Raw genomic sequence first — 14,817 nt, forward strand, 5'->3', positions numbered from 1 at the left:
GTCAAGATCGAGACGCCGCGGATCGCCGGCAGCATCTCGCTGAAGGGCGGCCGCATCGACGACATCGCGCTGGTGCAATATCGCGAGACGGTCGATCCGAAATCGCCGCCGATCGTCCTCTATTCGCCGTCGGGCACGGCGGAGCCCTATTACGCCGAGTTCGGCTGGGTCGCGGCGACGGGCGTGACGGCAAAGATGCCGGATGCACAGACCGTCTGGCAGCAGGAGGGCAGCGGCAGCCTGACGCCGTCGACGCCCGTGGTGCTGAAATGGGACAATGGCGACGGCCTGACTTTCCGCCGCACCATCGCCGTCGACGACCATTATCTCTTCACCATCAAGGACGAGGTGAGCAATGTCGGCAACGCGCCCGTCACGCTCTATCCGTTCGCGCTGATCTCGCGCCACGGCGCGCCGCATGTCTCCGGCTACTATATCCTGCATGAGGGCCTGATCGGCTATCTCGGCGAACACAGGCTGCAGGAATATGCCTACAGCAAGATCGACGAAGCCAAGCAGGTGAACTTCAAGGCCACCAATGGCTGGCTCGGCATCACCGACAAATACTGGGCCTCCGCGCTGCTGCCGGATACCAACGCCCAGCTCCAGGCACGTTTCTCGTCGAACCCGGTCGGCAAGGTCCATACCTACCAGACCGACTATCTGCTCGACCCCGTCACCGTCGCGATCGGCGGCACCGCGACGGCCAACGCGCGGCTGTTCGCAGGCGCCAAGGAAGCCGGCGTGGTCGGCATCAACTTCCCGCTCGCGGGCCTCGGCGGCTACAACAAGGCGCTCGGCCTCAACCAGTTCGACCTGCTGATCGACTGGGGCTGGTTCTATTTCCTCACCAAGCCGATGTTCCTCGGCCTCGACTTCTTCTTCCGCTTCTTCGGCAATTTCGGCGTCTCGATCCTGCTCGTCACGGTGATCGTGAAGCTGTTGTTCTTCCCGCTGGCGAACAAGTCCTACGCCTCGATGGCGAAGATGAAGTCGATCCAGCCGCAGCTGCTGGCACTGAAGGAGCGCTATCCCGACGACAAGGTGAAGCAGCAGCAGGAGATGATGGAGATCTACCGCAAGGAGAAGATCAATCCGGTCGCCGGCTGTCTGCCCGTGCTGATCCAGATTCCGGTGTTCTTCGCGCTCTACAAGGTGCTGTTCGTCACCATCGAGATGCGGCACGCGCCGTTCTTCGGCTGGATCAAGGACCTCTCCGCGCCTGACCCGACCAACCTCTTCAACCTGTTCGGGCTGCTCCCGTTCGATCCGACCACGATTCCGGTGTTCGGCTATTACCTCGCGCTCGGCATCTGGCCGATCATCATGGGCATCACGATGTGGATCCAGATGAAGCTAAATCCGACGCCGCCGGATCCGACCCAGCAGATCATCTTCAACTGGATGCCGCTGATCTTCACCTTCATGCTGGCGGGATTCCCGGCGGGCCTCGTGATCTACTGGGCCTGGAACAACCTGCTCTCGGTGGTCCAGCAGGGCTACATCATGCGCCGCAACGGCGTGAAGGTGGAATTACTCGACAATCTCAAGGCAACGTTCGCGAGGAAGGCGACGTAAGCGTCGTCATTGCGAGGAGCCCTTGCGACGAAGCAATCCAGAGTCCCTCGGCGGATACATTTCTGGATTGCTTCGCTTCGCTCGCAATGACGCAAGGAAACAGCGAGGCTTCGCATGACCGACGACAAAGATGCGAAGCTGATCGAGGCCGGGCGCAAGCTGTTCGCCCGCGACTGGCAGTTCATCTGGGCCTCGCCTTCGATCGAAACGCTGCCGCCGATGGCGGGGCTGGAGATCGCCTTTGCCGGGCGCTCCAATGTCGGCAAGTCGAGCCTGATCAACGCGCTCACGGGCCGCAACGCGCTGGCGCGCACCTCGCATACGCCGGGCCGCACCCAGGAGCTGATCTTCTTCGAGGTCCCCGGCAAGAACGACCTGCGCCTCGTCGACATGCCCGGCTACGGCTATGCCAAGGCGCCGAAGAGCCAGGTCGCGTCCTGGACCGAGCTGATCCACAAATTCCTGCTGGGACGCGCCAGTCTCGCGCGCGTCTACGTGCTGATCGATGCGCGGCACGGGATCAAGGATGTCGATCTCGAGGTGCTGAAGACGCTCGACCGCTCCGCCGTCAGCTACCAGATCGTGCTGACCAAGGCCGACCAGGTGAAAGTCGCCGAGCTGCAAGCACGCATCGCCGAGACCGAGGCCGTGCTCGCCAAGCATCCGGCCGCGTTCCCGACCGTGCTCGCGACCTCGTCGCGCAGCGCGACCGGCATGGCCGAGCTTCGCGCCGCGATGGCGAAGCTCCTGGAAGAGCGGGCCTCGTGATGGCAGCGCACCGCCTGCTGATCGGGCTTGCCGGCTTGATGGGCGCCGCCGGCGTCGCGCTGGCCGCCGCGTCCGCCCATGGTGCCGACGCGAGCCGTCTTGCCTCCGCCAGCGCCATGCTGCTGTTTCATGCAAGTGCCATACTTGCGACCATCGCCTTGCTCACGCGCGGCCTTCTGCACGGCGGAATTGGACTCGTGGCGACGTTCGGCTTCGCGATCGGTGCCGCGCTGTTCGCAGGCGACCTCACCTTGCGGCAGTATGCCGGGCACGCGCTGTTTCCGATGGCGGCGCCGACGGGCGGGATGGTGATGATTGCGAGCTGGCTGGCGGTAAGCGTGGCGGCGGTGGCGGCGAAGCGCTGAATCCGTAGCCCGGATGGAGCGAAGCGCATCCGGGGCCGGTGTCTGCGGCGACGAATCCCGGATTACGCTGCGCTCCATCCGGGCTACATAGCTGCCACACCTTTGCGCTGTCCCCGCCAATCGGATAGAACGCGCACCATTCGACCCGCCAGCGAGACCGCGACATGACCGACATCTCTCCGCTCGACCAGGCCCGCATCCTGTCCGAAGCGCTGCCGCACATGCAGCAATATGACGAGGAAACCATCGTCATCAAATATGGCGGCCATGCCATGGGCGACGAGGAGACCGCGAAGAACTTTGCCCGCGACATCGTGCTCTTGGAGCAGACCGCGATCAATCCGGTGGTGGTGCATGGCGGCGGGCCGCAGATCGCGACCATGCTCAAGCGTCTTGGGATCGTCTCGGAATTCGCCGCGGGCCTGCGCATCACCGATGCCGCGACCATCGAGATCGTCGAGATGGTGCTCGCCGGCTCCGTCAACAAGCAGATCGTCGGCTACATCAACGAGGCCGGCGGCAAGGCGGTGGGCCTGTCCGGCAAGGACGGCAACATGGTGAAGGCGACCAAGACGACGCGCACCATCGTCGATCCCGACTCGAACATCGAGAAGGCGATCGATCTCGGCTTCGTCGGCGACCCCGAGAAGGTCGACCTCACTTTGCTGAACCAGCTGATCGGCTACGAGCTGATCCCGGTGCTGGCGCCGCTCGCAACCTCGAAAGAGGGCCAGACGCTGAACATCAACGCCGACACCTTTGCAGGGGCCGTCGCCGGCGCGCTGAAAGCCAAGCGCCTGCTGCTGCTCACCGACGTGCCCGGCGTGCTCGACAAGTCGAAGAAGCTGATCCCGCAATTGTCGGTGAAGGACGCGCGAAAACTGATCGCCGACGGAACCATCTCCGGCGGCATGATCCCGAAGGTCGAGACCTGCATCTACGCGCTGGAGCAGGGCGTCGAGGGCGTCGTCATCATCGACGGCAAGATGCAGCACGCGGTGCTGCTCGAGCTCTTCACCAACCAGGGCACGGGCACGCTGATCCACAAGTGATGCGGGAACGCGAGCAGCGGAAGAAGGTCGTCATGCCCGGGCTTGTCCCGGGCATCCACGACCTTTCTTCTCGCGGCAAAGACGTGGATGGCCGGGTCAAGCCCGGCCATGACGATTTGAGAGAGCGTCATCCACGCCGCTCCCCCCTCACCCGCTTCCTGATGACGCTGCCTGCCGCAACTGTCTCCTTCTTCTTCTCCTCGGCGCCGGCGATCGCCGACCTCAAGATCTGCAACCGCATGTCCTATGTGGTCGAGGCCGCGATCGGCATCGACGACAAGGCGGCCACCGCGACGCGCGGCTGGTTCAGGATCGATCCCGCCGCCTGCCGCGTGGTGGTGCAGGGCACGCTGACCGCCGACCGCATCCTGCTCAACGCGCGCGCGCTCGGCGTCTACGGCGCGTCCCCGATCCCGCAAAGCGGCAACGACATGCTGTGCGTCGCGCAGGACAATTTCGTCATCGCGGCGGCCAGGCAGTGCCGCAGCGGCCAGACGCAGGTTCCCTTCACACAGGTGACGCCGACGCAAAGCCCGGACGGCAACCTCGTCGCTTATCTCGCCGAGGATTCCGAATATGACGACGAGCAGGCGCGCCTCGCCGGCATCCAGCGGCTCCTGGTGATCGCAGGCTACGACGCCGCGCCGATCGATGGCGTCGACGGGCCGAAGACGCAGAGCGCGCTGGCCGCATTCCTGAAGAGCCGGGGCTTGTCGTCCGACATCGTGGGCTCGCAGAACTTCTTCAAGACCATGGTCGATGCCGTGCAGACGCCGTCCGCGACCGGCCTCACCTGGTGCAACGACACGCCGCACAAGGTGATGGCGGCGATCGCGACCGACGACGGCAAGGCCGTGACCAGCCGCGGCTGGTATCGCATCGATCCCAAGACCTGCCTGCACCCCGATGTATCAGGCCAGCCGAAGCAGATTTTCAGCTTCGCCGAGGCGGTCGACGCCGACAACCGAATCGTCAAGCTGAAGGACAAGCCGCTGAACTGGGGCGGCGACCGGCAGCTCTGCACACGCGAGACCAAGTTCGAGACCAGCGAGCAGACCGATTGCGGCGCGCGCGGCTTTGCGCCAACGGGCTTCGGCGCGGTAGACATGTCGAGCGGCGGCAAGACGCTGCGCTTTGCCGTGCCGTGAGATTGGCGCAATGATCAACACGCAAGCATCCACAAGCTCCGCCGTCGTCCCCGCGAAGGCGGGGACCCATAACTCCAGGGAGTGGTTGCGGAGGGAAGCTGGTCACCCCGAGTCTTCGCAAAACTCCTCCCTGGGGTTATGGGTCCCGGGCTCGCGCTTCGCGCGCCCCGGGACGACAAGTTGAGAATGCCGATATGACCTTCCCCCGCAGCTTCAACCATGTCGACACCTGGGTGTTCGACCTCGACAACACGCTCTATCCGCATCACGTCAATCTGTGGCAGCAGGTCGATGCGCGGATCGGGGAGTTCGTCTGCAACTGGCTGAATGTCGGCCCGGAGGAAGCGCGGGCGATCCAGAAAGACTATTATCGCCGCTTCGGCACCACGATGCGCGGCATGATGACCCTGCACGGCGTCTCCGCCGACGACTACCTCGCCTATGTCCACAAGATCGACCACTCTCCGCTGGAGCCGAATCCGGCGCTTGGCGCGGCCATCGCAAAGCTGCCGGGCCGCAAGCTGATCCTCACCAACGGCTCGGTCGACCATGTCGATGCCGTGCTGGCGCGGCTCGGCTTCGCCGACCATTTCGACGGCGTGTTCGACATCATCGCCGCCGAGTTCGAACCGAAGCCGGCGGAGCAGACCTACCGCAAGTTCCTCGGCCAGCATGCGGTCGATCCGACCCGCGCCGCCATGTTCGAGGACCTCGCCCGCAACCTCACCGTCCCCTACCGGCTCGGCATGACCACCGTGTTGGTGGTGCCCGACGGCACCAAGGAGGTGGTGCGCGAGGACTGGGAGCTGGAAGGCCGCGACGCCGCCCATGTCGACCACGTCACGGATGATCTGGCGGGGTTTTTGGCAAAGTTGTCGGGGTGATTTCGTAGCCTGGATGGAGCGCAGCGTAATCCGGGGCTGGCGTAGTTGCGGAGAGACTGTCCCGGATTGCGCTTCGCTCCATCCGGGCTACGGGTCTTCCCGGGTGGTGATCCAGAACGCAGCCTTGACTCCGCTCCGCCAAATCCCGAAAAAGCGCTCCAATTCTCGCGAAACCACGCGCTTCCCAGAGGAAATCACGATGTCCCTTGCAGCCCTCGAATCCACCATCAACAGCGCCTTCGAGGCGCGTGAAGGCATCTCGACCACGACCAAGGGCGAGGTGCGCGAGGCCGTCGACCAGTCGCTGGAGATCCTTGACAAGGGCGAGGCGCGCGTTGCCGAGCGCGGCAGCGACGGCAAGTGGAAGGTCAATCAATGGCTGAAGAAGGCCGTGCTGCTGTCGTTCCGCCTCAACGACATGGACGTCATTGGCGGCGGCCCCGGCAAGGCAAGCTGGTGGGACAAGGTGCCCTCGAAGTTCGAAGGCTGGGGCCCGAACCGCTTCCGCGATGCCGGTTTTCGCGCGGTGCCCGGCGCGATCGTCCGCCGCTCGGCCTTCATCGCCAAGAACGTCGTCTTGATGCCGTCCTTCGTCAATCTCGGCGCCTATGTCGATGAGAGCACGATGGTCGACACCTGGGCCACCGTCGGCTCCTGCGCGCAGATCGGCAAGCGCGTGCACATCTCGGGCGGCGCCGGCATCGGCGGCGTGCTCGAGCCGCTGCAGGCCGAGCCGGTCATCATCGAGGACGATTGCTTCATCGGCGCGCGCTCGGAAGTCGCCGAAGGCGTGATCGTGCGCAAGGGCGCGGTGCTGGCGATGGGCGTGTTCCTGGGAGCCTCGACCAAGATCGTCGACCGCGAGACCGGCGAGGTCTTCATGGGCGAAGTGCCCGAATATTCCGTCGTGGTGCCCGGCGCGCTGCCCGGCAAGCCGATGAAGAACGGCCAGATCGGCCCGAGCACCGCTTGCGCCGTGATCGTCAAGCGCGTCGACGAGCGCACGCGGTCGAAGACCAGCATCAACGAGCTGCTGCGGGATTGATGCAAGGCGAGTAGCGAATGGCCAGTGGCGAATAGGGCGCCAATCCTACTTGCCATTCACCATTCACCATTCGCTGCTAGGATCGAACCCACCCTCCCTCCATCGCGACCAATTTCCGGGCGGCCATTCCGCCCGGAGCCACTCGCATGGACTGGATCTGGTACCTATTCCGCTTCGACGGCCGCATCAATCGCGCCCTGCTGTGGCAGGCGCTGCTGATCGTTGCGCTGCTGGCAGGCTTGCTGGAGGTGATCGGTCAGATCATTCATCTGCCCAATGCCGACGGATCGTTGAAGCTCTCGCTCAAGCTCGATTTCGGCCTTGGCGATCTGTTCAAGCTGGCCGATCCCCGGGAACACCCTTCACTCGCGTCTACCGACCGCGCGCCTCTGATCCTGAGGGCATTCGGCATGTCGCTGTTCCTGTGGGTCTATCTGGCAACGGCGATCAAGCGGCTGCACGACCGTGACAGGAGCGGCTGGTGGCTCGTTCCGTTTTTCCTCGTGCCCGGCCTGTTCAACCAGTTCTCGGACCTGCTCCCCGACACCAGCGTGATGCTTCTTTTCAACCTCGCCGCTTCGATGCTGTGGCTGTGGGGTCTCGTCGAGATGCTCTGCGTGCCCGGCACTGTCGGCGATAACCGGTTCGGGCCTGATCCGCTGGCCGGGATCGCGTATGAGTCCACGCCCGCCTCGCCGCCTGCGAAGAGCTGGGACCAGGGCCGCGAGATCGAAATTGTTCCGCCCAGCGCTAGCCCACCCGGCGGCATGCATGTTAAGCGGGGCGCATGACCGATGCCCTCTCGATCGCCCGCGACCTGATCCGTTGCCCTTCAGTCACTCCGGCCGATGCCGGCGCGCTCGGGGTGCTCGAAAAAATCCTGGGCGCTGCCGGTTTCACCTGTCACCGCGTGACCTTCAGCGAGGAAGGCACCGCCGACGTCGACAATCTCTACGCTCGGATCGGCACCGACGGTCCGCACATCACCTTCGCAGGCCACACCGATGTGGTGCCGCCCGGCGACGAGAGCGCCTGGAGCGTCGGCGCGTTCTCCGGAGAGGTGAAGGACGGCGTGCTGCATGGCCGCGGCGCGGTCGACATGAAAGGCGGCATCGCCTGCTCGGTCGCCGCGGTGCTGGAGCATCTCGCCGCCAACGGCGGCAAGCCGCGCAGCGACGGAAAGGGCTCGATCTCGTTCCTGATCACCGGCGACGAGGAAGACGTCTCGATCAACGGCACCATCAAGCTGCTGAAATGGGTCGCCGAGCGCGGCGAGAAATTCGACCATTGCGTGCTCGGCGAGCCTTCCAACGTCGAGACGCTCGGCGACACCATCAAGATCGGCCGGCGCGGCTCGCAATCCGGCACGCTCGTCGTCGACGGCGTGCAGGGCCACGTCGCCTATCCGCACCGCGCCTCCAATCCGGTGCCTGATATCTCGCGGCTGATCGTCGCGATCTCCGACGAGCCGCTCGACCATGGCAGCGCGCAATTCCAGGCGTCCAATCTCGAATTCGTCTCGGTCGACGTCGGCAACAAGGCCTTCAACGTCATCCCCGGCGAGGCCCGCGCAAGATTCAACATCCGCTACAACGACAACCACACCCAGGCGAGCTTGCGTGAATTGGTGGAGACGCGTCTCGCCAAAGCCTGCGGCAACCGCATCAAGGCCCGCATCGTCTGGGAGCCCTCGAACTCGAACGTGTTCGTGACCAAGCCGGGTCCGTTCACCGATCTCGCGGTCTCCGCGATCGAGGAGGTGACGGGGCGCAAGCCCGAGCTCTCGACCTCAGGCGGCACGTCGGATGCGCGATTCATCTCCTTCTATTGCCCCGTGATCGAGTTCGGCCTGGTCGGGCAGACCATGCACCAGATCGACGAGCGCGTGCCGGTGGCGGATCTGGAGAGGCTGACGAAAGTGTATCGCGGGATTTTGGCGCGGTATTTTGCTTGAGGCAGTGTTGCCTCCATAAACACGACCCTCATCGCCCGGCTTGACCGGGCGATCCAGTATTCCAGAGACGGCAGTGATTGAGCCGAGAGGCCGCGGCGTACTGGATGCCCCGGTCAAGCCGGGGCATGACACCGAGGTTTGGCGAGAGCGTGCCCGCTCTCTGCGCCGCTCGCCTAATAATCCACCTTCATCAAATACAGCCCCTCGGGCGGGGCGACGATGCCGCAGGCGGTGCGGTTGCGGGCTTTGAGTGCGGCGGAGAGATCGTCGGCGGTCCAGCGGCCCTCGCCGACCCAGACCAGGGATCCCACCATCGAGCGCACCTGGCTGTGCAGGAACGAGCGCGCCGAGGTGATGACGTTGATCTCGCGGCCATCGCGGATCACGTCCAGCTGGTCGAGTGTCTTCTCCGGCGATTTGGCCTGGCACTCGGTGTCGCGAAAGGTGGTGAAATCGTGCTTGCCGAGCAGGCGCTGCGCCGCCGCGTGCATTGCGTCGGCATCGAGCTTGCGCGGCACGCGCCAGGCGTGGCCGACATCGAGCGCGAGATTGGCGCGAGTGTTGACGATGCGATAGCGGTAGTGGCGCTTGACCGCCGAGAAGCGCGCCTCGAAATCGTCGGGCACGATCTCGGCCTCGAGCACCGCGATCGGATGCGGGCGCAGATGCGCGTTGAGCCCGTCGCGAAAACGGCCCGGCGGAAACTGCTTGTCGACGTCGACATGCGCGACCTGGCCGCGCGCATGCACGCCGGCATCGGTGCGGCCGGCACCGTGCACGCGCAGATCCGCCCCGGTCATCGCCTTCACGGCCGCCTCGAGCGCGCCCTGCACCGACGGCAGCGTGTCCTGCACCTGCCAGCCGAAGAACGGCGCGCCGTCATATTCGATGGTGAGCTTGTAGCGGGGCATCGTGTCCAGTTTCGTCGTCATTGCCCGCCTTGTGCGCTGTTGCGCACTGGGGCGGGCAACCCAGTACTCCGCAGCTTATCCGATTGACCGAGAAGCCTCGGCGTACTGGATACCCCGCCTTCGCGGGGTATGACAGTGTCAGGTGAATTTGGATCCCGCCTTTAACGGCACGCCGCGCAGGAAGTCCGCGGCCTGCATGCGGGCCTTGCCCTCGCGCTGCAGCTCGATGATGCGGATGGCGCCGTCGCCGCAGGCGACGATAAGCTGATCGTCGAGCACCTCGCCAGGCGCGCCGGCGCCTTGCGCCAACTCGCAACGCAGGATTTTGACGCGGGCATCGTCAAGCTCGCTCCAGGCGCCGGGGAAGGGCGAGAGGCCATGGACGTGGCGCAGCACTGCGCGCGCCGGCTTTGTCCAGTCGATCCGCGCCTCGGCCTTCTCGATCTTGGCGGCGTAGGTGACGCCGTCCGCGCTCTGCGCCTTGAGCTGGAGCCCGCCGCGTTCGAGCGCGGCCATCGCGCGCACCATCAGGTCGGCCCCCAACCGGGACAGGCGATCGTGCAGGTCGAGCGCGGTCATGCCGTCGGTGATAGCGATGCGCTCGGCCATGGCGACGTCGCCGGTATCGAGGCCGACATCCATCTTCATCACCATCACGCCGCTCTCGGCGTCACCTGCCATGATGGCGCGGTTGATCGGCGCAGCGCCGCGCCAGCGCGGCAACAGCGAGGCATGCAGATTGTAGCAGCCGAGTTTTGGCGCATCGAGGATCGCCTGCGGCAGGATCATGCCGTAGGCGACGACAACGGCCGCGTCGACATCGAACGCGCGGAACTCCGCCAGCGCCTGCTCGGACTTCAGCGTCTTCGGCGTCAGCACGGGAATGCCGAGCTTTCGCGCGGCCTCCTCGACCGGCGTCGGCTGCAATTGCAGGCCGCGCCGGCCGCCCGGCTTGGGCGCGCGGGTGTAGACCGCCGCGATCTCGTGCCCATGCGCGACCAGCTCGAGCAGCGTCGGCACGGAGAAATCGGGCGTGCCCATGAAGATGAGGCGAAGGGGCATTTGACGAGACAATCCTTGAAACGAGCAAGGTACTCGTCATGGCCGGGCTTGTCCCGGCCATCCACGTTCGTCCTGCTCGCGGCGGCAAAGAACGTGGATGCCCGGGACAAGCCCGGGCATGACGGCGGAGGAATTATCACTCCGCCGCGCGCTTGGCGGCTTTCTCGAACTTCTTCATGACGCGGTCGCGCTTGAGCTTGGACAGATAGTCGACGAACAGCACGCCGTTGAGATGGTCGATCTCGTGCTGGATGCAGGTGGCGTAGAGGCCTTCGGCATCCTCCTCGTGCACCTTACCGTCGAGATCGGTGAAGCGCACGCGCACCTTCGCGGGACGCTCGACCTCCTCATAATATTCCGGGATCGACAGGCAGCCTTCCTCGTAGACCGACAGTTCCTCGGACGAGGCGATGATCTCGGGGTTGATGAAGACGCGCGGCAGCGGCTTGGTCTCGCCGTTCTCGTCGCGCTTGGCGAGGTCCATCGTGATCAGACGCAAGGGCTGCGCAACCTGGATCGCCGCCAGCCCGATGCCGGGCGCGTCGTACATGGTCTCGAACATGTCGTCGGCAAGCTTGCGGATCTCCGCCGTGACCTTCTCGATCGGCTTGGAGACCAGGCGCAGCTGCTTGTCGGGCAGGATGATGATTTCTCTGAGGGCCATGGCCGCGATTTAAGCCGCGCGCCGGATGCGGTCAATGCGGCCCGGAACCCCTTAACCCCTCGCTAACCATAAAACTTCACCTTTCATTAACCATGAAAATTAGGGCCCGGTTAACCCAGAATGTTCCCTCTTCGTTCGCGAGAGCGCAGCGAATCGGCTACAAGGCGGCATGAACGAGATCATTGTCATGCTGGGCGACTGGCCGGTGCGCATCGTCGATGCGCTGATCGGCTTCGGTGCGCTCGTCCTCATCCTGCTGGTTGTGATTGCGGTTGTGATCGCGCGCTCGGGGCGGCGTGGCGCGGAACTCGCCATGGCGAACGCAATCCGTGCCGACGAGCTCGAGGAGCGGCTCGCCCAGGTGCTGCACGCCCAGAGCGAGGCCTCGGGGCGGGTCGACGCCATGACCCAGGCGCTCGCCGGCCGCCAGGCCGAGATGGCGCGCGCCGTCAACGAGCGACTTGATTCGGTGACGCATCGGGTCGGCCAGTCCATGGAACATTCGACCCGCAACACCATGGAGAGCCTGCGCGCGCTGCATGAACGGCTCGGCATCATCGACAACGCGCACAAGAACCTCACCGACCTCACCACGCAGGTGACCACCCTGCGCGACGTACTCGCCAACAAGCAGTCGCGCGGCGCGTTCGGCCAGGCGCGGATGGAGGCGATCGTCCAGGACGGTCTGCCCAAGGGCTCCTACGAGTTCCAGTTCACGCTCTCGACCGGCAAGCGGCCGGACTGCGTCGTGTTCCTGCCCGATCAGCGCCCGCTCTGCATCGACGCGAAGTTTCCGCTGGAGGCGATGACGGCGCTGCACGACGCCCGCACCGACGAGGAGCGGCGCGTTGCCACGCAGCGGCTGCGCGGCGACGTGATGAAGCATGTCAGCGACATCGCGGAAAAATACCTCGTCACCGGCGAGACCCAGGAGATGGCGCTGATGTTCGTGCCGTCGGAATCGGTCTATGCCGAGATCCATGACGGCTTCGACGACGTGATCCAGAAGGCCTATCGCGCCCGCGTCGTGCTGGTGTCGCCGTCGCTGCTGATGCTCGCGATCCAGGTGATGCAGCAGATCATGAAAGACGCGCGCATGCGCGACGCCGCCGACCAGATCCGCACCGAGGTGATCAAGCTCGGCGACGATCTGGGGCGCCTGCGCGACCGCGTGCTCAAGCTGCAAAAGCATTTTGCCGACGTGAACGAGGACGTCCGCCAGGTGCTGATCTCCGCCGACAAGATCGAAAAGCGCGCAGGGCGAATCGAGGAGCTCGATTTCAGCAAGAGCGATGCGCCGGAGGCGCCGCGCCTGGTGGCGACGGGAGCGGCAGAGCTGTTTCCGCGCAAGCTCCAGGCGGGGGAGTGAGACTAGGGCACACTGTCGTGCCCCGCGAAGGCGGGGCATCCAGTACGCCGTGACGATCGTTGTTAAGCCGACGTGCCGGCGTTTACTGGATCGCCCGCCTTCGCGGACGATGACGGCGGAATGGAAGGCGAAGATGGATCCACGCCAGTACGACGTGTACATTCTCGCCAGCCGAATTGGCGGCACGCTCTATATCGGCGTGGCGAACGATCTCATCCGCCGGTGGCGCAGCACAGGTTGAAGGTCATCGAAAGCTTCACGGAGAAGTACGACGTTGCCCGACTTGTCTACTTCGAGCAGTTCGACCATCCCGAGAATGCGATCAAGCGGGAGAAGCGGTTGAAGAAGTGGAATAGGGCCTGGAAGGTCCGCTTGATCGAGCAGCATAACCCAAACTGGGATGACCTCTATCCTGGGATAGCCGGACCATCATGATGGCGTCATGCTCGATGTCATGCCCCGCGAAGGCGGGGCATCCAGTATTCCGCAGCCCGTGTGGTTGAACCGAGACGCCGCGGAGTACTGGATCGTCCGCCTTCGCGGACGATGACACCGAGCGTGTTGGAAGCTCTCCCGTCTCACCAGCTACCGCGAGGGTCTTTTCCCCCAGAATCTGCTAACACGCCCCCCATGACCGCACCCGACGCGACCTCCCCTGCCGCGGCTTCTGCCGCCTCGTCCTCCTGGCGCGACAGCCTTGCCGTTTACCTGCAGCCGCGGGTGCTGATCGTGCTGTTTCTCGGCTTCTCCTCGGGGCTACCGCTGGCGCTGTCGGGATCGACGCTGCTGGTGTGGATGGCCGAGGCCGGGGTTGATCTTGGAACGATCGGGCTGTTTGCGCTGGTTGGAACGCCCTACACGCTCAAATTCCTGTGGGCGCCGCTGGTCGATGCGCTGCATGTGCCGTTCTTCACGCATGCCTTCGGACGCCGCCGCGGGTGGCTGGTGTTTTCGCAGCTGCTGCTGATCGGCGCGATTCTGCTGTTGGCGCTGACCGATCCGGCACGTTCGCCGCTGCTGGTCGCGCTTGGTGCGCTGCTGGTCGCGACGATGTCCTCGACGCAGGACATCGTGGTCGATGCTTTCCGCGTCGAGAGCCTGCCCGAAAGCGAGCAGGCCGCCGGCATGGCCGCCTATGTCGCCGCCTATCGCATCGGCATGTTGGTATCGACCGCAGGCGCCCTGTTCATCGTCACCGGCTTCGAGGCGATCGTTCCTCGTGGCGCTGCCTGGATGTGGGGCTATGTGGTGATGGCGGCTCTGGTGCTGATCGGCACGGTGACTGCGCTCGCCGCTACCGAGCCCGCACAATCCGCGCGCGCCGAGGCCGCCACGCAGGACGAGGGCGCGCTCACGCGGGTGTTCCATGCGGCGCTGGGCGCGTTCTCGGAATTCCTGCGACGCAAGGAAGCATGGGTCGTGCTCGCCTTCGTCGTGCTGTTCAAGTTCACCGACGCGTTCTCCGGCAACATGACCGTGCCGTTCGTCATCGATATCGGCTTCACGCGGAACGACTATGCCGTGATCGTCAAGGGCGTCGGCATCATCGCGACCCTGGCCGGCGGCTTTGCCGGCGGCTTCGTGGCCCGACGCTATTCGCTCGCGACCAGCCTGTGGATCGGCGGCATCGTGCAGGCGATGTCCAATTTGTCGTTCTCGTGGCTTGCGATTGTCGGCGTCAACGAATGGGCGCTGACGCTGGCGATCACCTCCGACAATTTCTGCAACGCCATCGGCACCGTGATCTTCGTCGCCTATCTCTCGGCGCTGTGCCAGAACCCGCTGCACACGGCGACCCAATATGCACTGCTGACGGCGCTCGCCGCCGTAGGACGGACCTATTTGTCGTCGGGCGCAGGCTATCTGGCGAAAGCGACGGGCTGGCCGATGTTCTTCGCGATCTCCGTCCTCGTCGCCATCCCGAGCCTGATGTTGCTGGCGTACTTGCAGAAGCGCGGGCATTTCGAGGCACTGGGGCCGGTGCGGGTGTAGGCACCCCTGTCATGCCCCGCGAAGG

At 64.8% G+C, this 14,817-nt stretch carries 14 protein-coding genes and 1 pseudogene; 12 read left to right on the forward strand and 3 right to left on the reverse strand.

Annotated features, from left to right (window positions below; all coding sequences use genetic code 11):
• The 9 genes from yidC to dapE all read left to right on the forward strand — a co-directional run.
• Window positions 1–1,578 (forward strand): membrane protein insertase YidC (gene yidC / locus XF30_RS36960; protein ID WP_244609083.1); only part of this gene is annotated, 1,578 nt, incomplete at its 5' end.
• 114 nt (window positions 1,579–1,692) lie between these two features.
• Window positions 1,693–2,346 (forward strand): ribosome biogenesis GTP-binding protein YihA/YsxC, encoded by a 654-nt coding sequence (yihA, locus tag XF30_RS36965; RefSeq protein ID WP_036026511.1) that lies wholly within the window; start codon window positions 1,693–1,695, stop codon window positions 2,344–2,346.
• The gene (locus tag XF30_RS36970) at window positions 2,346–2,711 is read left to right on the forward strand and encodes a DUF423 domain-containing protein (protein WP_192893484.1); all 366 of its coding nucleotides are present in this window, start codon (window positions 2,346–2,348) and stop codon (window positions 2,709–2,711) included. The genes yihA and XF30_RS36970 overlap by 1 nt, the downstream gene beginning before the upstream one ends.
• 164 nt (window positions 2,712–2,875) lie before the next feature.
• On the forward strand, window positions 2,876–3,763 hold the full coding sequence (gene argB / locus XF30_RS36975; RefSeq protein WP_036014067.1) for an acetylglutamate kinase: 888 nt from the start codon (window positions 2,876–2,878) through the stop codon (window positions 3,761–3,763).
• Window positions 3,764–3,924: 161 nt separating this feature from the next.
• Window positions 3,925–4,911 (forward strand): DUF1036 domain-containing protein, encoded by a 987-nt coding sequence (locus tag XF30_RS36980; RefSeq protein ID WP_036026517.1) that lies wholly within the window; start codon window positions 3,925–3,927, stop codon window positions 4,909–4,911.
• Between the two features lie 194 nt (window positions 4,912–5,105).
• Window positions 5,106–5,795 (forward strand): pyrimidine 5'-nucleotidase, encoded by a 690-nt coding sequence (locus tag XF30_RS36985; RefSeq protein WP_036014081.1) that lies wholly within the window; start codon window positions 5,106–5,108, stop codon window positions 5,793–5,795.
• A 199-nt stretch (window positions 5,796–5,994) separates the two neighbouring features.
• A complete protein-coding gene (dapD, locus tag XF30_RS36990) occupies window positions 5,995–6,840 on the forward strand; it encodes a 2,3,4,5-tetrahydropyridine-2,6-dicarboxylate N-succinyltransferase (RefSeq protein WP_074448081.1) in 846 nt (281 codons plus the stop codon).
• A 146-nt stretch (window positions 6,841–6,986) separates the two neighbouring features.
• Window positions 6,987–7,631 carry a DUF805 domain-containing protein gene (locus tag XF30_RS36995; RefSeq protein ID WP_036014086.1) on the forward strand — a complete coding sequence of 215 codons (645 nt, stop codon included), beginning with the start codon at window positions 6,987–6,989 and terminating at the stop codon, window positions 7,629–7,631.
• Window positions 7,628–8,794, forward strand: a complete 1,167-nt coding sequence (gene dapE / locus XF30_RS37000) for a succinyl-diaminopimelate desuccinylase (RefSeq protein ID WP_109145454.1) — start codon at window positions 7,628–7,630, stop codon at window positions 8,792–8,794. Before XF30_RS36995 ends, dapE begins: the two co-directional genes overlap by 4 nt.
• 173 nt (window positions 8,795–8,967) lie before the next feature.
• Here the strand turns inward: dapE and truA are convergent, their stop codons facing one another.
• From truA to def, 3 genes are all read right to left on the reverse strand, one after another.
• Window positions 8,968–9,705 (reverse strand): tRNA pseudouridine(38-40) synthase TruA, encoded by a 738-nt coding sequence (truA, locus tag XF30_RS37005; RefSeq protein ID WP_036014097.1) that lies wholly within the window; start codon window positions 9,703–9,705, stop codon window positions 8,968–8,970.
• Between the two features lie 138 nt (window positions 9,706–9,843).
• A complete protein-coding gene (gene fmt / locus XF30_RS37010) occupies window positions 9,844–10,767 on the reverse strand; it encodes a methionyl-tRNA formyltransferase (protein WP_109145455.1) in 924 nt (307 codons plus the stop codon).
• A gap of 136 nt (window positions 10,768–10,903) precedes the next feature.
• Window positions 10,904–11,431 (reverse strand): peptide deformylase, encoded by a 528-nt coding sequence (gene def / locus XF30_RS37015; RefSeq protein ID WP_036041776.1) that lies wholly within the window; start codon window positions 11,429–11,431, stop codon window positions 10,904–10,906.
• A 169-nt stretch (window positions 11,432–11,600) separates the two neighbouring features.
• On the opposite strand from def, the gene XF30_RS37020 reads away from it, so the two are divergent.
• The 3 genes and pseudogenes from XF30_RS37020 to XF30_RS37030 all read left to right on the forward strand — a co-directional run bounded on the left by XF30_RS37020 (window position 11,601) and on the right by XF30_RS37030 (window position 14,792).
• On the forward strand, window positions 11,601–12,800 hold the full coding sequence (locus XF30_RS37020) for a DNA recombination protein RmuC (RefSeq protein ID WP_036026501.1): 1,200 nt from the start codon (window positions 11,601–11,603) through the stop codon (window positions 12,798–12,800).
• A 133-nt stretch (window positions 12,801–12,933) separates the two neighbouring features.
• Window positions 12,934–13,235: pseudogene (locus XF30_RS37025) on the forward strand (GIY-YIG nuclease family protein).
• A 195-nt stretch (window positions 13,236–13,430) separates the two neighbouring features.
• On the forward strand, window positions 13,431–14,792 hold the full coding sequence (locus XF30_RS37030) for an AmpG family muropeptide MFS transporter (protein ID WP_109145456.1): 1,362 nt from the start codon (window positions 13,431–13,433) through the stop codon (window positions 14,790–14,792).
• Window positions 14,793–14,817 lie beyond the last annotated feature (25 nt).

The organism is Bradyrhizobium sp. SUTN9-2, assembly GCF_003122645.1.
GTDB classification, from domain to species: domain Bacteria; phylum Pseudomonadota; class Alphaproteobacteria; order Rhizobiales; family Xanthobacteraceae; genus Bradyrhizobium; species Bradyrhizobium yuanmingense.